The organism is Jeotgalibacillus marinus (assembly GCF_040801915.1).
GTDB lineage: Bacteria > Bacillota > Bacilli > Bacillales > Jeotgalibacillaceae > Jeotgalibacillus > Jeotgalibacillus marinus.
The window spans coordinates 463,686-485,038 of the sequence record NZ_JBFMIA010000001.1 but is presented as its reverse complement, the minus strand read 5'-3'; the positions used below and the strand labels follow the sequence as shown (position 1 = coordinate 485,038).

Below are 21,353 nucleotides of genomic sequence, written 5' to 3'. Positions count from 1 at the left end.
TGTTGCTTTTCTTATTTTTTCCACTCCACTTCTTCTTTTGCAAGGAGTGGGGTTAGATGGCGGTAAAATTTAAGTCGCAACCATGCACTACCAAAGCCAACGAGGATAAAAATCGTTGCGATGATGTACGTTATAATCAAATTAGTTGCTAATTCAAAATTAAATAGGAACAATTGATTAACACCAAAGAAACCTATTCCTAAACCAAGTGCAATTCCAGCACGACTTGCTTGCCATTGTTTTTCAACAGGTCGCGGTGAGCGGATTTGCTTCGTTTTAAAGTAAAGATAAGCTACTGCAGACAGTATGATAAAAAATACTAAGATCGGCATTCCTATTCCTCCAATAAAGAACATTCTTAATCCTATTGTAGCGAGAATATTGTCGAAATGCCACTTTTGATCTTGAAGGAGAAAATTTTAATGATGAAACAACAAATTATCGATTCCATTAAAGAATATTCAACAATTATTATCCATCGTCATGTTCGTCCTGATCCTGATGCATACGGTTCTCAAGGTGGATTAGCGGAGATTATTAAAGCATCTTTCCCAGAAAAAAATGTATATGCAGTTGGTCAACCTGAAAAATCTCTAGCTTTTTTACGTACATTAGATGAGCTATCAGATGATGTTTTTGATGAAGCTTTAGTTATTGTTTGTGATACAGCAAATGAAGAAAGAGTTGATGATCGCCGTTATACAACTGGAGCAAAGCTTATTAAAATTGACCATCATCCAAATGAAGATGCATATGGCGATCTTTTATGGGTCGATACATCAGCAAGTTCGGTTAGTGAAATGATTTATGAACTTTACCTTGAAGGTCAAGAACAAGGGCTTAAAATGACAAAAGAAGCAGCTCGTCTACTATTTGCTGGGATTGTCGGGGATACAGGAAGATTTTTATTTCCAAGCACTTCTCAAAAAACATTCGATTATGCAGGTGAACTAATTCGTTACGGCTTTGATCGCACGACATTATTTAATTCATTGTATGAAATAGAACCTCATGTACTAAAGCTTCAAGGATACGTGTTGCAAAACTTTTTGATGAATGAAGATGGTGCCGCTTATATTAAACTAACAAAAGAAATGCTCGATCAATACAATGTTACAGCATCTGAAGCTTCACTTCTGGTTGGTACGCTTGGTAGTGTAAAAGGAATGAGAGCGTGGGTGTTCTTTATTGAAGAAGAATCTGAAATACGTGTTCGCCTTCGGTCAAAAGGTCCAATCGTCAATGAACTTGCTAAGCAATACAATGGTGGTGGACATCCAATGGCGTCTGGCGCTTCAATTAAAGAATGGTCGACAGCAGATGAAGTTGTTGAAAAGCTAATTGGAATTTGTAAGTAGGGTTTAAGTAAAGGGGGAAGCAGAATGTCGTTTGTTCATTTACAGTTAACGAGCTCGTTTGACCTCTTGTCTAGCACGATCACGCTTTCTGCTTTGATGGAAAAAGCGCAAGAGGACAAAGCTAAAGCACTTGCAATAACAGATCGGAATGTACTCTATGGAGTCATTCCTTTCTATCGTGCGTGCAAAAAATCGGGTATCAAACCGATCATTGGTATGACAGTTGACGTTTGGGTAGAGGTGGATGAACGCGCTTACCCACTCGTATTACTTGCAGAAAATCAACATGGGTACGAAAATTTAATCAAAATATCGAGTGTTCTTCAAACAAAATCCCCTAAAGGAATCCCACATAAGTGGTTATCCTCCTATGCAAAAGGGCTGATCGCTTTATCTCCTGGGCGTGCAGGTGAAATAGAACAGCTTGTCCAGCAGCAATTATTGGATGAGGCAAAAGAACGCGTGTTGCTCTATCAGCAGATGTTTGGAAAAAATTCATTTTATTTATCTTTGCAAGACCATGACATAAGTAAAGATGAAGAGCTGAACGAATCTCTGCATTCATTTGCCAAGAAGTGTGAAGTTCTGCTTGTTGCCACTGGCGATGTACGCTATTTAAATGAAGAGGATGCCTTTAGCTATGAAGTTGTGACAGCGATTCGAGATGGCGTCAAGATAGAGGGGGATCGGCTAGAAGGAAATTATTCCTTTTTAGCGAAAAACGAAATGCAAAAACGCTTTTCGGACATCCCAGATGCATTACAACATACACTCCAAATCGCAGAACGCTGCTGCATTGAACTTGATTTTACTCGAACGTATTTACCTAAATATCCTATTCCGGATGATGTTACTGCAAAAGAAGTGTTAGAGCATCTTTGTATAGAAGGGTTGAAAAAAAGACTCAACAACATCCCGAACCAGTACGAAGAACGCTTGATGTTTGAGTTGTCTGTTATTGACCGAATGTCTTTCAATGATTATTTTTTAATCGTGTGGGATTTTATGAAGTTTGCGCGACAAGAGCATATCCTGACTGGGCCAGGGCGTGGTTCTGCAGCAGGATCACTGGTGGCATATGCATTATTTATTACTCAAGTCGATCCGATTGAGCATAACTTATTGTTTGAACGTTTTTTAAACCCTGAGCGAATTTCAATGCCTGATATTGATATTGATTTTCCGGACCATCGACGTGATGAAGTGATTCAGTACGTTGCAGAAAAATATGGTGCGATGCATGTTGCGCAAATAATGACATTCGGTACGCTGTCAGCAAAAGCTGTAGCGAGAGATACTGCACGTGTATATGGTTTTTCGAATGGTGAAATGGAAGTGATTTCTCGATCAATCCCGTCAAGAATTGGCATTGTTCTTGAAGATGCCTATCGTGAATCTCCTAATCTTCGTCAGTTTGTGGATCAATCCGCTCGTCATCAACAGTGGTTTAATGTAGCCAAACAATTAGAAGGTCTACCTCGTCATACCTCGACGCATGCGGCTGGTGTTATTATTAGCGACCGTCCACTCGTTGAAGTTGTTCCTCTCCAGCAAGGTCAAGAGTATATCCATTTAACCCAATGGCCTATGGATATTTTAGAGGACGTTGGCTTATTAAAAATGGATTTTCTCGGTCTACGTAACTTAACGATTTTAGAGCGAATCACAAAGTCCATTAAACAAAATGAGAATAAGAGATTTCGACTTGAAGACATTCCTAATCACGATTCACAAACGTTTGAACTGCTAAGTAAAGGGTGGACAACAGGTGTTTTTCAGCTTGAGTCAGAAGGCATGAAAAATGTTCTTACTTCATTAAAACCTACATCTTTTGAGGATATCGTGGCTGTTAATGCGTTGTATCGTCCAGGCCCGATGGACCATATCTCTTCTTTTATTAAACGTAAGCACAGCAGAGAAGCTGTTCACTATCTTCATAATGATTTGAAAGACATATTAGCTCGAACGTACGGCATCATTGTCTATCAAGAACAAATTATGCAAATTGCAGCAAAGATGGCGGGCTTTACGCTAGGGCAAGCAGACATGCTTAGGCGGGCAGTAAGTAAGAAAAAGAAAGATGATTTAGACCGTGAGCGAACAATATTTGTCGAGGGTTCAACAAAAAGAGGGTACGAAGAAAAGACTGCTCACAATATTTACGACTTAATCGTGCAGTTTGCCAATTATGGGTTTAACCGCAGTCACGCAGTTGCCTATAGTTTAATAGGCTATCAGCTCGCTTATTTAAAAACACATTTCCCAAAGCATTTTATGGCTGCGCTTATGACATCAGTAACTGGAAATGAAGAGAAGATACGTTTGTATATACGTGAATGTGAACGTCTGAATATTGACGTTCTTCCTCCTTCTATAGGGCATAGTCATCGGTACTTTGCAGTCGAAAAGGAAGGGATTAGGTACAGTATTAGTGCAATAAAAGGAATAGGAAAAGCGACCGCTGTTGATCTTGTCGAAGCAAGAATGAAACGACCGTACAAAGATTTATTTGACCTATGTGTGCGTGTGCCGTCAAAATCAATAAATCGCAAAGTGTTGGAATCGCTTGTTTTATCAGGTGCGCTTGATGATTTTGGAATAGATCGTTCAACACTGCTTGCGACACTTGCCGTAGCGATTGAACACGCTTCTTTATTGAAATCAGAGGACGGTGGATTATTTGCTGATGACTTTGGAATAAGCCCAAAATATATTGAAAAATCACCGATGCCTAGAGAAGAAAAGTTAGCATTTGAAAAAGAAGTTCTTGGGCTCTACTTATCCGCGCATCCTGTGTCAGCTATCGAAGAAAAACTATTGAATCTACAAGCTAAATCTACTGATCAATTACGAGCTGGGCAGCGTTCAGTTATCATTGGAGCGTTAATTACAAAGGTGAGAATGATTCGGACAAAAAAGGGGGAAGTCATGGCATTTGTAGTTTTAAGTGATGCAACCGGAGATGTCGATGCAGTGGCGTTTCCAGATACGTATCGCCATGGTTCTGCCATTTTAAAGCAAGGGTTTGTAGTCATTTTGCAAGGAAAGATAGAGGAGCGCAATGGCAAGGTTCAGGTTGTGATTCAAGAAGTGAAGCTTGCACAAGATTGGCAAGCAAGTGAAAGCAATCATAAGCTTTTTTTGCGTATCCCACCTCAACTCGAGCAACAATCAACTCTTCAAGATGTACGAGAGATATGTAGAAAAAACAATGGAAACACACCTGTGATTGTTCACTTAGAAGAAACAAAGCGTACGATCCAGTTGCAACGAACAGAGTGGATTCATTTACATGGTGTTCTGCCAGCTCGACTTAAACAGCTTCTAGGAGACAACAACGTCATTATTAAATAAGAAACGAAATTGCTTTTATGAACGTTTTTTTGATATAGTGGAAAGAGAGATATGTGGCCTGACCAATTATATAGGGGTAACACCCATAAATTCAGGGAGTGAATAACCTTTGTCATTACGCGATGAATCATTACATATGCATAGAGTCAATCAAGGGAAATTAGAAACAAAATCAAAAATACCCGTTCGAAATGCTGAGGATCTAAGCCTTGCTTACTCACCAGGTGTAGCTGAGCCTTGTAAAGAAATCTACGATAAGCAAGAAACGGTCTATGATTATACGATGAAGGGCAACATGGTAGCGGTTGTTTCTGATGGCACGGCTGTTCTTGGACTAGGAAATATTGGTCCTGAGGCTGCACTTCCCGTAATGGAAGGGAAAGCTGTTTTATTCAAAAGCTTTGCTGGTGTTGATGCCTTCCCAATCTGTTTAAATACAACAGACATCGATAAAATTGTTGAAACTGTGAAACTAATGGAGCCTACATTCGGCGGCGTAAATTTAGAAGATATTGCAGCACCACGCTGTTTTGAGATTGAAGAGCGTCTAAAAAAGGAAACGAACATTCCAGTCTTCCATGATGACCAACACGGCACAGCGATCGTAACAGTTGCTGGTTTAGTTAACGCACTTAAAATAACGAATAGAGAAATGTCAAACATTAAAGTTGTGATGAATGGTGCAGGTGCTGCGGGCATTGCAATCATAAACTTGTTATATAGCTACGGCGTTCGAGATATCATTATGTGCGATTCAAAGGGTGCAATTTATGAAGGGCGCTCTTATGGCATGAATGAAATAAAAAATGGGGTAGCAAAAATAACGAATCGTGAACAATTAGATGGTTCTTTAGCAGATGTTATTAAAGGGGCAGATGTTTTTATTGGCGTTTCAGTCGCTGGTGCATTGACTGAAGAAATGGTTAGTGAAATGAATGATGAAGCGATAATTTTTGCAATGGCTAACCCCATACCAGAAATTATGCCAGAACTAGCGAAACTTACTGGAGCGAAAGTTATTGGGACAGGTCGTTCAGATTACCCAAACCAAGTAAACAATGTATTAGCATTCCCTGGTATTTTCAGAGGAGCATTAGACGTTCGTGCAACACATATAAACGAAAAGATGAAGCGTGCTGCTGTTGAAGCAATTGCTTCGCTAATTTCTAATACAGAATTGCATGAGAATTATGTTATTCCAGCACCATTTGATCCTCGTGTAGCTCCAGCTGTAGCAGCTGCTGTTGCAAAAGCTGCCATGGAAACAGGCGTAGCAAGACGTAAAGTGGATCCTGAAGAAATTCGTGCAAAAACAGCGCGTCTATCTTTAATTGGAAAGAGTGAGTGAAGTCATTCATGGAGCAGACCAACCTTCAGGAGAAAGGTTTATATTTCTGTTGTTTAGCTTAAAGACATGATTCAACGTAATAGGCTCTCATCAGGGGATCGGTTTTCTTCTGAGTGGGAGCTCTTTCTAAGCGCCTAAGGGTTGGCTGGTTTTCTGCCTGTGAAGCCCTTTTGTACACTTGTCGGTTTAATTGAAAGTGTAATAGGGAATGAACGTTAGTAGGACAAGCAGAACAAGGATGAAGATGAAGAATGGATTAATTCGCAAACATTCACCGGTTCAAATGGATAAAATCGTTTCATTTACTTTTTGACAACATCTTGACTCGTTTTTATAATGGAGAATTAACAATGATCACCTTTACTTGATAAGAATTCGATCGAAGGGGTTACAGACGCACTTTCTAAAGAAGGATGTTGCGTTTATTATTATTCAAGCGTCGAACAGCTAGGAAAATAAATAGCTAAAGTTGATGGTGTCACTATACATGGGGGAGGATTTACATTGCTCAAAGATATTTTCACAAAACCAAAGAAAAAGAAATATGCTACAATTCCGTCAGAAAATGCCAAGAATGATGTACCTGAAGGAATCATGACAAAATGTCCGAATTGTAAAAAGATCATGTACACAAAAGAGATTAGGAAAAATGAAAAGGTATGCATTCACTGCGGGTTCCACCATACGATGACCTCCCCCGAACGAATAAAGAGCTTGGTAGATCCGGAGTCGTTTGTAGAAATTAACGAAGATATGACATCACTCAATCCTCTGAATTTCCCTGATTATATGGAAAAAATAGAGAAAGATCGCCAAAAAACAGGCTTAAATGAAGCAATTATGACAGGTACGGCTTTGATCAATGGACATAAGGTCGTTTTGGTCGTAATGGACTCTCGTTTTAGAATGGGAAGCATGGGATCTGTCGTTGGTGAAAAAATTTCAAGAGCCATTGCTCATGCAGAGAAACTATCCGTGCCATTTCTTATTTTCACTGCGAGTGGCGGCGCTAGAATGCAAGAAGGCGTATTATCTCTAATGCAAATGGCTAAAACTAGTACAGCATTAAAAAAATTCAGCACAGCTGGTGGATTGATTATTTCAATTATGACGCATCCAACAACTGGTGGTGTGTCAGCAAGTTTCGCGTCACTTGGCGATTATAACTTTGCAGAACCAGGAGCCCTTATTGGGTTTGCCGGAAGACGCATTATCGAACAAACGATTCGCGAAAAATTACCAGATGATTTCCAAAAATCGGAGTTCTTGCTCGAGCATGGACAGTTAGATGCGGTTATTCCAAGAAATGAACTGAGAGACCGATTGACGACAATCTTAGCAATTCATGAACAGGAGGATATTTCATGGTAAATGAACTCGAATTTGAAAAACCACTTGTTCAACTAAAAGAAAAGATCAATGAATTAAAAAAATTCACTGCTGACTCTGATGTTGATTTGTCAATGGAGATTGAAAAGCTTGAACAACGTCTTGCTAAGCTTGAAGAAGATATTTATATAAATATTAAACCTTGGGACCGCGTTCAAATTGCTCGTCACCCTGAGCGACCAACAACACTTGATTACATCAGTGAGCTATTTGATCAATTTATTGAACTTCACGGTGACCGACTATACGGAGATGATCACGCGATTGTCGGTGGAGTTGCTTTTTATCGAGGCAAACCAGTTACGGTCATTGGTCACCAACGCGGAAAAGGAACGAAAGAAAATATTCGTCGTAACTTTGGGATGCCACATCCTGAAGGCTACCGGAAAGCGCTGCGTCTAATGAAGCAAGCGGAAAAGTTTAACCGTCCGATCATTTGTTTCATTGACACAAAAGGTGCATATCCAGGAAAAGCTGCTGAGGAACGTGGACAAAGTGAGGCGATTGCACGAAATTTATTTGAAATGGCGGGGTTAACCGTACCTATCGTGTGCATCGTGATTGGTGAAGGTGGAAGTGGGGGAGCGCTTGCTCTTGGCATAGGAAATCACGTCCACATGCTTGAAAACTCTACTTATTCGGTTATTTCTCCTGAAGGGGCAGCGTCGATTTTATGGAAAGATGCAAGTTTAGCAAAAAAAGCGGCTGAATCGATGAAGATCACGGCACCAGACTTAAAAGAGCTTGGCGTTATTGATCAAATCGTACCCGAAGTGAAAGGTGGCGCTCATAGAGGAGTAAAAGATCAAGCGGCTCAAGTTGATTCTGTTTTATTCCAATCACTGCGAGAGTTATCAAAGCTTTCTTCAGATCAATTGATCACACATCGACATGAGAAATTCCAAAAAATTGGAGCTCATACTGTTTTGACTGAAATGCTATAGGGAATACTAGACGTGTGCCTGTTTTTGGTGCACGTTTTTATTATTTTTCGGGGCTGAACGACCCTCTTTTTCTTTAAATATGTCTTTAGTGTGAATTTTGACGAGTTGAATGCGTTTCCAGAAGGTAGATAATTTCGTCTATTGTTTATCCTGCCTTATATGTATTGAGAACACGCTGTTTTCATGTTATTTTTAATTAGATGTTTCGTTCACTTGTACATACTAACAAGGGATTATGTGAAACCCTTAACATATAGACTACATTTATTTAAAAAGGTGGGATTTTCGTAATGAAAAGGATTGGTGTATTAACAAGCGGGGGCGATTCTCCTGGGATGAACCCAGCTATTCGTGCGGTTGTGCGTAAAGCGATTTATCATGGTCTTGAGGTTTATGGTATTTATCAAGGTTATCAAGGATTGATTTCTGGCAATATAGAAAAGCTTGAACTAGGTTCTGTAGGAGATATTATTCATCGCGGAGGAACGAAACTTTATTCAGCACGTTGCGAAGAATTTAAAACAGAAGAAGGTCAGAAAAAAGGGATCGAGCAGTTGAAAAAGCATGGTATTGAAGGCTTGGTCGTAATCGGTGGAGATGGTTCATACATGGGAGCGAAAGCATTGACTGAACACGGTTTTCCATGTGTGGGTGTCCCTGGAACGATCGACAATGATATCTCAGGAACAGATTTCACTATTGGATTTGATACAGCACTAAATACTGTCATCGATGCGATTGATAAAATTCGTGATACTGCAACATCTCACGAACGTACATTTATTATTGAAGTTATGGGTAGAAATGCAGGCGATCTTGCTTTATGGGCTGGTCTTTCAGGTGGAGCAGAAACGATATTGATTCCAGAAGATCCACACGATATGGACAATATTACTGAGCGTATCTTAAAAGGGCATGCACGTGGAAAAAAACATAGTATTATAATTGTTGCAGAAGGTGTCATGTCAGGAAATGAATTTGCAGAGAAGTTATCAGAAAAAATGTCGCTTGAAACACGTGTATCCGTACTGGGCCACATGCAACGTGGTGGTTCACCTACTGCGTCCGATCGTGTGCTTGCTAGCCGTTTAGGTGCACGTGCTGTAGAATTGTTAATGGAAGGCAAAGGTGGAAGAGCAGTAGGGATTGAAAAAAATGTATTGGTCGACTACGACATTATTGAAGCCTTAAAAATGCCACATGAAGCAGACATGGACTTATATCGATTATCACAAGAACTATCAATTTAAACAGTTAAAAGCCTGTAGGAGGTAGCTATAGTTATGAGAAAAACAAAAATTGTTTGTACAATTGGTCCAGCAAGTGAAACGGTTGAAAAACTAACAAATCTAATGGAAGCCGGAATGAACGTTGCGCGTCTGAATTTCTCGCACGGTGATTTTGAAGAACATGGTGCACGAATCAATAATATTCGTGAAGCTGCTTCAAAACTAGGTAAAAACGTAGGAATTCTATTGGATACAAAAGGACCGGAAATTCGCACAAACACGATGGAAAATGGTGCAATCGAGCTAAAAGCTGGCCAACAGATCATTGTGTCAATGAAAGAAGTTGTCGGAACAACAGAAATGTTCTCGATTACATACGAAGGTCTTATTGAAGATGTAGAAGTTGGATCGAAAATTTTATTGGACGATGGTTTAATCGGTTTAGAAGTCTTGTCAATCAACAAAGCAGATGGTGAAATTACGACCACAATTCTTAACAGCGGAATTCTTAAAAATAAAAAGGGTGTCAACGTTCCTGGCGTTTCGGTAAACCTACCAGGAATTACAGACAAAGATGCTCAAGATATTCTATTTGGTGTAGAGCAAGGTGTTGATTTTATCGCAGCATCATTTGTTCGTCGAGCATCTGACGTATTAGAAATTCGTGAACTACTTGAGAAAAATAATGCGCCAAGTATCCATATCATTCCTAAAATCGAAAATCAAGAAGGCGTTGATAACATCGATGAAATTCTTGAAGTATCTGAAGGTTTAATGGTTGCTCGAGGGGATTTAGGTGTTGAAATCCCAGCTGAAGAAGTACCACTTGTTCAAAAAGACTTAATTAGAAAATGTAACGCACTAGGCAAGCCAGTTATTACTGCTACTCAAATGCTTGATTCTATGCAACGTAACCCTCGTCCAACTCGCGCTGAGGCAAGTGACGTGGCAAATGCGATTTTCGATGGAACAGATGCAATCATGCTATCTGGTGAAACAGCAGCAGGTGACTATCCAGTTGAGTCTGTTCAAACAATGAACAACATCGCATCTCGTGCGGAAACTGCGCTTGATTACAAAACAATTTTGTCAAACAGAAGCAAGCGTTATGAACGAAATATGACAGACGCAATCGGACAAGCAGTTGCTCACACAGCACTTAATTTGGAAGTGAATGCAATCATCGCTCCAACGGAAAGTGGTCATACAGCACGCATGATCTCGAAATACCGCCCAGAAGCACCAATCGTTGCTGTTACTGCTGACTCTGCAGTATCACGCCGTCTGGCACTTGTGTGGGGCGTGTACCCACAAGTTGGACAAGTAACTTCAACAACTGATGAAATGCTTGATATGGCCGTGTCTGAAAGCTTGAATAGTGGTTGTGTCAAACACGGGGACCTTGTTGTTATCACAGCAGGTGTACCAGTGTGTGAATCAGGTACAACAAACTTGATGAAGATCCATATTGTTGGAGATGTGTTAGCTAAAGGACAAGGAATTGGTCGCAGATCTGGCTTTGGTCGCGTTGTAGTTGCCTCAGATGCAGCACAAGCAAACGAGAAAATTATTGACGGATCCATACTTGTTACAATCGGTACAGATAAAGATATGGTAGCATCACTTGAAAAATGCTCTGCTGTAATCGTAGAAGAAGGCGGATTAACAAGCCATGCGGCAGTCGTTGGATTAAGCCTTGGACTACCAGTAATCGTTGGAGTGGATAGTGCAACATCTATCTTTAAGGACGGACAAGAAGTTACAGTTGATGCTGAACGTGGCGTGGTATATAACGGACACGCAAGTGTACTTTAAACGAATATAAGATGAAGAGCACCTCTTAAATAATGGGGGTGCCTTTATTTTTGATGTGGGTGAAAAGAAAACTAGTTTTTAAGAAGTGCATGAATAAAGAATGGTCAGATGTGAATAGAGTAGAGTAGGATGATGTATGAAAAACCAATTCAAATGCGAAAAAAACGGTTTGCTGACTGAATCATTCACTGCATTATGAACATGACTGTCATTTAAAACGTTGTAAGTTTTACCTCTGTGAAGGTCAATTTCTATGAATAAAACCCTTACTATGCTATAATTCACATATGTTACGGTAAAAAGGAGGATCCGAATTGAAATGGATCATGCTTTTAATTATTGTTATACCTGCTCTTGAGATTGGGCTCTTAATTAGTGCTGGGAATATTATCGGTGTTTTACCAACCGTTTTGCTTATTATCGGTACCGGTTTTTTGGGTGCATATTTAGCTAAATCACAAGGGATACAAGCCTTACGAAATGTGCAAAACCAAATGGGTATTCAACAACGACCAGGCGAAAAAATTATCGATGGACTATGTATCTTAATCGGTGGAGTTGTTCTTTTAACACCAGGATTTATCACGGATACAATTGGTTTTTTGTTACTCATTCCATTTACCCGAAATCGAATGAAGCCGTTTATTTATAAATGGATTCGTCGCCGAATGAATAAAGGGAACTTGATCATTTATCGCTAAAAAATCCACAAAGCATATTCAAAGGAACTATCCGCGACATTAGCGGATAGTTCCTTTTTTTATGTAAATCCACAAAAGGTTAAATGTTCCAGCTTTGGTTAGTGTGCTGATCGTAAGCATGATGAGTGGAGAAAAAATAACTCCCTTTAATCCAAACCATTGAAAGCTTAAATAAATGAGAAGAAATGCGATAAACGGGTGAATACCAAGCTTTTGACCAATGATTTTTGGCTCTAAAAGCTGACGTGCCACAAGAATGACACACTGGATAATAATTAGCCCAATCATCATTTCTTCCAATCCATTGATCCAATAATAAAAGATCCATGGGACAAACAGAAGGCTTGTCCCGACGACAGGTAATAAATCCAGCAATGCGGAGATAAGAGCGAGTGCAGGAGCCCCTTCAACACGTAGGATCATTAAGCCAATTAACACAATAGTAGCTGTAATAGCTGTAAGGAGCATCTGGGCTTGTACATATGACCATGAATAAAAGTGAATTGCTTTTGAAAGTTGAGTATTATACGAAACAACTGCAGATGGCAATGCATCATTGAATCGTTTCTTGATTTCCTCTTTTTCTTTTGTGAAAAAATAGGCAGAAATTAACACGATAAAGCTTGAAAAGACCATACTAGGTAAAGTGGACACCAGTAAAGAAAGCTCAATTACAATCGTTTCTCCCACGCCTTGAACAAATGAAACAGCTGTATTTTCAATTGATTTTACGAGAGAATTAGCGGTATGTTGGTCAAGTAAATTCTTTGATAACAACCAACTCTCTGCTTGTTCAATTAGGGGAAGTATTTTTACAATGCTTGATTGGATTGCAGTAGTGAACTGAGTGAAAAGATGTGGTAACCTTTTGATTAGTTCAATGAAATCTGCCCAAAACAACAATCCAATACTGAAAGTGATACCTGCTATGGCCGTAAACATTGACAAAATAACACTTAAGACACTGAGAGAAAAAGGTATTTTACAATAACGATGAATCATGACAGATGGTTTATACAAAACCATGGATAGTCCAAATCCAATTAAGATGGGCAACATAAATTCATATGCGATTGCAAAAAGAGCAACACAAGAGAGAATGACAATACAAACTAAAAAAAATCGGGCGAGAATTAAATAGTTCGTCATTTCACCACCAACAACTTTCATATGAGCTTTTCTATATGTATGATGAAGTGAGACAATGAATGAACAACAAAAAATGCTGGAGGCGAGAATGATGTTGGATCAAGCACTCATTTTTTTATTTATTCTTTTAGCCATTGCGGTGATGGCGAAAAATAACTCACTCATTATTGCAGTAGCTGTTCTTTTAATTATTAAGGTTGCGGGTATGGATCAGAGAGTATTCGACACGCTTCAATCGAAAGGGATAAATTGGGGCATCACAATTATTACCATCGCTGTTCTGGCTCCGATTGCGAGCGGATCTATAGGTTTCAAGGACTTAGTAGAAGCGGTGAAATCGCCATATGCTTGGATTGCATTAGGAGCCGGTATGTTAGTAGCGGTCGTTGCTAAAGGGGGGATAACACTTTTAACCGACGATCCTCATATTACTGTAGCGCTTGTAATTGGAACGGTTTTAGCAGTAGCTTTGTTTAAAGGCGTTGCAGTTGGCCCACTTATTGGAGCTGGAATTGCTTATTTTGCGATGAAGTTTTTCGAGTGGGTGAGCAGCTTTTAAATTCTTTTGGAAAAATAAAATCGAGCAAATTTATGCGTTTTCATTCACAAAGTTCAGAGTTTTGATTATAATGGAGAATGTAAGCGCAACCTTTCGGACTTTTTGTTGAATGTGCTCGAAAATTTTTTAATGTCCGCAAGGTGAGCGGCCGTTCTGTTCACAAAAAGAATGAGAATATCATGGTGAAAACATCTTGATTAGGCCAATTATCGTACTTATGAAAATTTCTAAAATACATGTCAAAGGAGAGATAGGTATGACTGCAACACGAGGATTAGAAGGTGTCGTTGCGACAACCTCTTCCATCAGTTCTATCATTGATGACACGCTTACATATGTAGGCTATAACATTGATGACCTTACAGAAAATGCAAGCTTCGAGGAAGTTATTTACTTATTATGGCATTTGCGTTTACCAACAGCAAGCGAACTTGTTGAACTTAAAAAACAATTGGCTGAAAACATGTCTTTACCTAAAGAAGTAATTGATCAGTTAAAGGCGATGCCAATTTCTACGGTTCACCCAATGGCTGCACTTCGCACGGCTGTTTCTTCTCTTGGATTGTTTGACGACGAAGCGGATGTAATGGAAGATGATGCTAATTATCGTAAAGCTATTCGCCTACAAGCGAAAATGCCAACGATTGTTACAGCCTTCTCGCGCATTCGTCAAGGTAAAGAGCCAATTGCTCCAAAAACAAACTTAAGCTTCGCTGCAAATTTTATGTACATGCTTACAGGTAAAGAACCTGCTGCAATTGAAGAAGAAGCAATGAACAAAGCGCTTGTCCTTCACGCTGACCACGAGCTTAACGCTTCAACGTTCACTGCGCGTGTATGTGTTGCAACCCTGTCAGATGTTTACTCAGGCGTCACCGCCGCGATTGGCGCATTAAAAGGGCCACTTCATGGTGGAGCGAACGAGCAAGTAATGAAGATGCTTACAGAGATTGACTCTGTTGAAAAAGCGGAATCTATTGTTCAAAAGAAACTAGAAAACAAAGAAAAAATCATGGGCTTTGGTCACCGCGTCTATCGTCAAGGAGACCCCCGTGCAAAGCATCTAAGAGATATGTCGAAAAAGCTAACTGAGCTTACTGGCGAATCTAAATGGTACGATATATCAGTTAAAGTAGAAGAAGTAGTAACGTCACAGAAAGATCTTCCACCAAATGTGGACTTCTACTCAGCATCTGTCTACCACAGCTTAGGTATTGACCATGACCTTTTCACACCAATTTTTGCTGTAAGCCGTGTTTCTGGTTGGATCGCGCACATCCTTGAGCAATACTCAAACAACCGCTTAATCCGCCCACGTGCAGATTATATTGGACCAGGAATGCAAGAATACGTTCCAGTGAATAAAAGAGATTAATAGTTTACAAATGAAACAATAATTGATGTAATAAACTAGAAGCAATTTGAGGGGGATTTTTTTTATGACACAAGGTGAAAAGATTTCAGTAAGCAACGGTTCATTAAATGTACCTAATCATCCAATCGTACCTTTTATCGAAGGTGACGGCACAGGGCCAGACATTTGGGCTTCAGCTTGTCGTGTTTTAGATGCTGCAGTTGATAAAGCGTACAAAGGAGAAAAGAAAATTGTTTGGAAAGAAGTGTTAGCTGGTCAAAAGGCATTTGATGAAACAGGCGAATGGCTTCCGCAAGAAACACTTGATGCAATCAACGAGTATTTCATCGCGATTAAAGGTCCTTTAACAACACCTATTGGCGGCGGAATTCGTTCATTGAACGTAGCGCTTCGTCAACAGCTTGACCTATTTACTTGCGTTCGTCCTGTTCGTTACTTTGAAGGTGTTCCTTCGCCAGTTAAACGTCCAGAAGACACTGACATGGTTATTTTCCGTGAAAATACAGAAGATATATATGCTGGTATTGAATTTGCTGAAGGCTCTGACGAAGTGAAGAAAATGATCAATTTCCTACAAGATGAAATGGGTACGAAAAATATTCGCTTCCCTGAAACATCAGGTATTGGCATTAAACCAGTATCTAAAGAAGGAACAGAACGCCTAGTGCGCGCTGCGATCAACTACGCACTAACGGAAGGCCGTAAATCGGTAACGCTTGTTCACAAAGGAAATATCATGAAATTTACTGAAGGTGCATTTAAATCATGGGGCTATGACTTGGCTGAAAGAGAATTCGGCGATAAAGTATTCACTTGGAATCAATATGATGAAATCAAAGACAATGCTGGTCTTGAAGCAGCAAACAAAGCACAAAGCGATGCTGAAGCAGCTGGGAAAATCATCGTAAAAGATTCAATTGCTGATATTTTCTTGCAACAAATTCTAACTCGTCCTGCTGAATTTGATGTAGTAGCAACAATGAACCTTAACGGAGATTACATTTCTGATGCACTAGCTGCACAAGTTGGTGGAATTGGAATTGCTCCTGGTGCAAACATCAACTACGATACAGGACATGCGATCTTTGAAGCGACACACGGAACAGCTCCAAAATACGCTGGTCTTGATAAAGTGAATCCATCATCTGTTATCCTTTCAGGCGTTCTTTTGCTTGAGCACCTTGGCTGGAGTGAGGCGGCAAACATGGTTCTTACTTCAATGGAAAAAACGATTGCTTCCAAAGTTGTAACGTACGACTTTGCACGTCTCATGGACGGTGCTACTGAAGTTAAATGTTCTGAATTTGGAACAGCTCTTATCGACAACATGTAAGTAAGTGTTGGAACCAGGTTAACGGGTTTCTGTACATAATGTAATCACAGCGAATGGAGGAATTTAAATGGGTTTCAAACGTAATAAGATATCAATTATTGGAGCAGGGTTTACAGGAGCAACAACAGCACTATTTCTTGCACAAAAAGAACTTGGTGACATTGTTTTAGTTGATATTCCACAAAATGAAGGTCCTACAAAGGGAAAAGCACTAGATATGCTTGAAGCAGGTCCTGTTCTTGGCTATGATGTAACAATTAAAGGTACGTCAAGTTATGAAGATACAGCTGGTTCAGACGTGGTTATTATCACTGCAGGTATTCCGCGTAAACCTGGTATGAGCCGTGACGATCTTGTCCAAACAAATGAAAAAATCATGAAATCAGTTACGAAGGAGATCGTTAAATTCTCTCCAAACAGCACAATTATCGTTCTTTCAAATCCAGTCGATGCAATGACTTATACAGTTTATAAGGCTTCTGGATTCCCTAAAGAACGCGTAATTGGACAATCTGGTGTTCTTGATACAGCTCGTTTCAATACATTTGTCGCAGAAGAGCTTAACTTATCTGTTAAAGACATTCAAGGCTTTGTTCTTGGTGGACACGGCGATGATATGGTTCCTCTTACTCGTTATTCAAATGCGGGTGGGATCCCACTTGAAACAATCATTCCCAAAGCTCGTCTTGATGCAATCATCGAGCGGACGCGTAAGGGAGGCGGTGAAATCGTTGCTCTTCTTGGTAACGGTTCAGCATACTATGCACCTGCAGCTTCATTGATGGAAATGACAGAGGCGATTCTTAGAGATCAAAAACGTGTTCTTCCAACTGTTGCATACCTTGAAGGCGAATATGGCTTTGAAGGAATTTACCTTGGTGTTCCTACAGTTCTCGGTGGCAATGGAATCGAAAAAATCGTTGAACTTGAACTAACAAGCGACGAAAAGTCACAACTCCAAAAATCAGTGGACTCAGTGAACAGTGTAATGGGTGCTTTGACAAACTAAAGCGCAAGCGGCTTGTCCAGATCCGACTAACCACATTTTTTGGCTCAATCATATTCTAAAAGGAATCGCCGTTTATATGGCGGTTCCTTTTTACATTGAAAATACAGTAGAAAATGGTACACTTAAATGGTTAGTAAACTAAAAATTTAGTTTACTGCGAACAAGGGGGAATCATTATGTTATTGGGTAAAAAAAGGAAACTTGGACGTAACATTGAAGATATGGCAATTGGGGAGAAATTAACGCTTACTGAGAAAATTGAAGATAAAGATTTGCTGCTATTTTTAGGACTTACAAACGACGCAAATCCTTTGTATATTCAACATGACTATGCATCTCAAACACTTCACAAAAAACCGATTGTACCTGCTATCATGTTGACTGGTTTTGTGACATCTGCTGTGTCAAAATATCTACCTGGACCTGGATCCCATATTTTGGCTCAACAACTGTCATTTCCTAAAGCGCTTCCTCATTATGCAACAGTTGAATTTTTATTTGAAATAACATCAATTGATCGACCTAAGTCGCAAGTTGAGATTTTTGTGAAGGCCGTTGATGACAAGGGCGATGAAGTGGTGAGAGGGAGTATAACAGTATGCCCACCACAAAGACTAGAAAGTTTGGAAAGTTCTGCGAGGGATAATTTCTAACCATAATAACTCGACTTTCGTAGACCAAATTAGGAAAGTAAGCATTGATGTAGCTGGATAAATACGTAATCCAATGTGAGATTGATTTTTAGTAGCTTCTGTGTTTGTACATTTATTTTCATATACACAAAACCTACAGGCGAGTGATTAGCTTTTTGGGTTCACTTCACTTCCTGAGGGTTTTCATTTTGAGTCGAACAGTTCAATTGGAGAAACCGCAAGGTACTTCTCCAATTGAACTGTACTGTTGCCAATCCATATTGATTCTACTGGGAGAAGAAATGCTCAGTAACCAGGTGATCTCGGTCGGGCAATTGACAAAAAAGCGTGCGTAGGTACGCTTTTTTCTATTTAAATCGTCATGCTGTCCTGTTCTATACTATAATAAAAGTGAATTACTGGATGAACACAGAGGTTTACTATAGAACCTGGAGGTATGACATGGCTAAAAAGGTTTTGGTTGTAGATGACGAACAATCCATTGTAACGTTACTTAAGTATAATCTAGAGCAAGCAGGCTACGAGGTAATTACAGCTTTTGATGGTGAAGATGGCAAACAAAAAGCACTTGAAGAGGGACCAGATTTAATTGTTCTAGATTTAATGCTCCCGAAAATGGATGGCATTGAAGTCTGTAAAGAATTGCGCAAAGAGCACGTCCAAATTCCAATTATTATGCTTACAGCAAAAGGGGATGAGTTTGATAAGGTACTTGGCCTTGAATTAGGTGCTGACGACTATATGACAAAACCCTTTAGCCCACGTGAAGTGGTAGCAAGAGCAAAAGCGATTTTAAGAAGAACGAAACAAGCTGAAGTTAAAGCAGTAGTGCAAGATGAAGAACCGTCATTTTCAGTAGGAGATGTAAGAGTATTTCCAGATCAATATGAAGCTTATTTTGGAGACACGCTACTTGAATTAACACCAAAAGAATTTGAGCTACTGCTCTATTTAATTGAAAACAAAGGGCGCGTTTTAACCCGTGATCAGTTGCTGCAAACTGTATGGAACTATGATTTTGCAGGTGGTACGCGAATTGTTGACGTTCATATTAGTCATTTGCGCGAAAAAATCGAAGAAAACACGAAAAAACCTCTTTACATAAAAACGATCAGAGGGCTTGGCTATAAAATGGAGAAGCCTAAAGGAGAGTGAGGATGACTAGTTTTCGGACGCAACTCTTATTCGCGTTAATTTCGCTTATCTTATTAGTACTGATTGGGCTTGGGGTACTAATTGGTGAACTATTTAAATCGTATTACCCAAATGCCCTACAGTCTAGGTTTGAAAAAGAAGTGTCAATTATTGTGAGCCAAGTAGAACAACAATCTTCTCTTCAGGAGATTTCTACCTCACAATTTGATGAAATTAGCGATGTTTTAGATATGCGAATTACCATTTTAGACGAACAAGATACGACGGTCTATGACAGTGAGAATAACGGGTTAATCGAGCGTCATGAAGAAATGATTGAAACGATACAAGAAGATCAATTAAATCAAAGTGATGTTATTTCACGCTATCAAGTGGAAGAGGACATCATTTATTATGCTCAAGGAATTACGATAGGTGATACTACAGGGGTTGTCGTAATCGGTACAACTTTTGATGAGCTAAAAGATGTATATCGACAAATATGGATTATTCTATCTATTACGTTAGGGCTTGCTCTGCTCATCATTATCTTAATAGGTTCAAAAATTACAAATCGATATACAAAACCAATTGATTCAGCGACAAAAGTTGCGATTGAGCTTGCAAAGGGAAATTATCGTGCAAGAACGTATGAAGATCGTGTGGATGAATCAGGGAAGCTTAGTAATGCAATTAACATTTTGGCTAGGAATTTGCAAGAAATGATCAATAGTCAAACGATTCAACAAGATCGTCTTCAAACGTTGATTGAAAATATGGGAAGCGGACTGATTATGATTGATCGTCAAGGGTATATTGTTTTGGTCAATCGTCCATTTTTAGATTTCTTCCATATGAAAATTGATGATGTATTGAATGAGCGTTATGTAGATATTTTTTCTGAAGAAAAAGTTCAACAACTTGCTGAAGAAGTGTTTATGACAGAACAGCGAGTGCGTAGACAACTGCATTTATCAGCTTCCTATGATCAACGACACTTAGAAGTGTATGGTGCGCCAATCATTGGTAAAGGCAGCGCTTGGCGAGGAATTATTCTAGTTTTTCACGACATATCTGAATTAAAAATGCTTGAACAAATGAGGAAAGATTTTGTGGCCAACGTGTCGCATGAAGTTAAAACGCCGATCACGTCTATCAAAGGATTTACAGAAACCTTGTTGGATGGGGCAATGGCTGATGAAAAGGCACTACATTCTTTCCTATCGATTATTTTAAAAGAAAGCGATCGATTGCAGGCGCTAATTCAAGATTTACTTGAATTATCAAAAGTTGAGCAACAAGGATTTAAACTCAATATTTCTACAATGGATTTGCGCGTACTTCTTCAAGAAGTTAAGACGATGATGGAGCAAAAAGCGTCGCAAAAAGGAATGACGATTTCTCTTTTAGGAAGTGATCAAAGCTTTATTGAAGGAGATCAAGACAGGTTAAAACAAGTATTTATCAACTTAGTGAGTAATGCGATGACATATTCACAGCCTAATGGTGAAATTAGAGTCTTGTTACAAGATGAGGAAGACCGTGTGCTGATACGAGTTGAAGATGATGGCATTGGAATGGACGAGCAAGAAATCCCTCGAATTTTCGAACGTTTTTATCGTGTCGATAAAGCGAGAAGTCGAAATTCCGGTGGAACAGGTCTTGGTCTTGCGATTGTGAAACACATTATCGAAGTACACGCAGGAGAGATAACGGTCGAAAGTACACCAGATGAAGGAACTGCTTTTGACATCTCATTGCCCAAAAACATTAAAAATCGGATGTAATGAGTTCAATTATAAGGCACTAAGTGAACCCCCTTCACCCGCTAGTTTGAGAAAAGCGACGTGAATAGACTTCGTTTACGTCTTTTTTCATTGTTTAGGAAATATAGTAGTCAAGGTTCTCCTTCGAGCGGGCCTTATACATTTTTTTTCACTTTCCTCACTAGTCACATTTGTCACTTTATACACCACGGCCTTTAATACGTGTTTAACTGATAC

Annotated in this window: 17 protein-coding genes; 15 read left to right on the top strand and 2 right to left on the bottom strand. The window is 39.5% G+C overall.

All coding sequences use genetic code 11. The annotated features are described in order from the left end of the window. Positions 1-11: 11 nt before the first annotated feature. Entirely contained in the window at positions 12-332 is a 321-nt protein-coding gene (locus AB1471_RS02490) for a YtpI family protein (RefSeq protein ID WP_367777980.1), read from the bottom strand. A gap of 93 nt (positions 333-425) precedes the next feature. On the opposite strand from AB1471_RS02490, the gene AB1471_RS02485 reads away from it, so the two are divergent. From AB1471_RS02485 to AB1471_RS02450, 8 genes are all read left to right on the top strand, one after another. Continuing rightward, a complete protein-coding gene (locus AB1471_RS02485; RefSeq protein ID WP_367778119.1) occupies positions 426-1,358 on the top strand; it encodes a DHH family phosphoesterase in 933 nt (310 codons plus the stop codon). A 24-nt stretch (positions 1,359-1,382) separates the two neighbouring features. Beyond that, positions 1,383-4,712, top strand: coding sequence for a DNA polymerase III subunit alpha (dnaE, locus tag AB1471_RS02480; protein ID WP_367777979.1), 3,330 nt, complete (start codon positions 1,383-1,385; stop codon positions 4,710-4,712). A 109-nt stretch (positions 4,713-4,821) separates the two neighbouring features. Continuing rightward, entirely contained in the window at positions 4,822-6,060 is a 1,239-nt protein-coding gene (gene ystJ / locus AB1471_RS02475) for an NADP-dependent malic enzyme (RefSeq protein WP_367777977.1), read from the top strand. 504 nt (positions 6,061-6,564) lie between these two features. Then, positions 6,565-7,431 carry an acetyl-CoA carboxylase, carboxyltransferase subunit beta gene (gene accD, locus AB1471_RS02470; protein ID WP_367777976.1) on the top strand — a complete coding sequence of 289 codons (867 nt, stop codon included), beginning with the start codon at positions 6,565-6,567 and terminating at the stop codon, positions 7,429-7,431. Continuing rightward, complete coding sequence (gene accA / locus AB1471_RS02465) at positions 7,425-8,393, top strand: acetyl-CoA carboxylase carboxyl transferase subunit alpha (protein ID WP_367777975.1); 969 nt, start codon at positions 7,425-7,427, stop codon at positions 8,391-8,393. The genes accD and accA overlap by 7 nt, the downstream gene beginning before the upstream one ends. Positions 8,394-8,683: 290 nt before the next feature. Continuing rightward, complete coding sequence (gene pfkA, locus AB1471_RS02460) at positions 8,684-9,643, top strand: 6-phosphofructokinase (RefSeq protein ID WP_367777974.1); 960 nt, start codon at positions 8,684-8,686, stop codon at positions 9,641-9,643. Positions 9,644-9,676: 33 nt separating this feature from the next. Beyond that, the gene (gene pyk / locus AB1471_RS02455) at positions 9,677-11,437 is read left to right on the top strand and encodes a pyruvate kinase (RefSeq protein ID WP_367777973.1); all 1,761 of its coding nucleotides are present in this window, start codon (positions 9,677-9,679) and stop codon (positions 11,435-11,437) included. 314 nt (positions 11,438-11,751) lie between these two features. Then, positions 11,752-12,138 carry an FxsA family protein gene (locus tag AB1471_RS02450; RefSeq protein ID WP_367777972.1) on the top strand — a complete coding sequence of 129 codons (387 nt, stop codon included), beginning with the start codon at positions 11,752-11,754 and terminating at the stop codon, positions 12,136-12,138. 39 nt (positions 12,139-12,177) lie between these two features. Here the strand turns inward: AB1471_RS02450 and ytvI are convergent, their stop codons facing one another. Then, on the bottom strand, positions 12,178-13,308 hold the full coding sequence (gene ytvI, locus AB1471_RS02445) for a sporulation integral membrane protein YtvI (protein ID WP_367777971.1): 1,131 nt from the start codon (positions 13,306-13,308) through the stop codon (positions 12,178-12,180). A gap of 70 nt (positions 13,309-13,378) precedes the next feature. Here ytvI and AB1471_RS02440 point away from each other — a divergent pair, with 70 nt between their 5' ends. From AB1471_RS02440 to pnpS, 7 genes are all read left to right on the top strand, one after another. Then, complete coding sequence (locus AB1471_RS02440; protein WP_367778118.1) at positions 13,379-13,846, top strand: DUF441 domain-containing protein; 468 nt, start codon at positions 13,379-13,381, stop codon at positions 13,844-13,846. Between the two features lie 256 nt (positions 13,847-14,102). Then, entirely contained in the window at positions 14,103-15,221 is a 1,119-nt protein-coding gene (gene citZ / locus AB1471_RS02435; RefSeq protein WP_367777969.1) for a citrate synthase, read from the top strand. Between the two features lie 64 nt (positions 15,222-15,285). Continuing rightward, positions 15,286-16,554, top strand: coding sequence for an NADP-dependent isocitrate dehydrogenase (gene icd / locus AB1471_RS02430; protein WP_367777968.1), 1,269 nt, complete (start codon positions 15,286-15,288; stop codon positions 16,552-16,554). Between the two features lie 67 nt (positions 16,555-16,621). Continuing rightward, positions 16,622-17,563 carry a malate dehydrogenase gene (gene mdh, locus AB1471_RS02425; RefSeq protein WP_367777967.1) on the top strand — a complete coding sequence of 314 codons (942 nt, stop codon included), beginning with the start codon at positions 16,622-16,624 and terminating at the stop codon, positions 17,561-17,563. 176 nt (positions 17,564-17,739) lie between these two features. Continuing rightward, complete coding sequence (locus AB1471_RS02420) at positions 17,740-18,216, top strand: hotdog family protein (protein ID WP_367777965.1); 477 nt, start codon at positions 17,740-17,742, stop codon at positions 18,214-18,216. A gap of 441 nt (positions 18,217-18,657) precedes the next feature. Next, complete coding sequence (locus tag AB1471_RS02415) at positions 18,658-19,371, top strand: response regulator transcription factor (protein WP_367777963.1); 714 nt, start codon at positions 18,658-18,660, stop codon at positions 19,369-19,371. A 2-nt stretch (positions 19,372-19,373) separates the two neighbouring features. Beyond that, positions 19,374-21,137, top strand: coding sequence for a two-component system histidine kinase PnpS (pnpS, locus tag AB1471_RS02410; protein ID WP_367777962.1), 1,764 nt, complete (start codon positions 19,374-19,376; stop codon positions 21,135-21,137). Positions 21,138-21,353 lie beyond the last annotated feature (216 nt).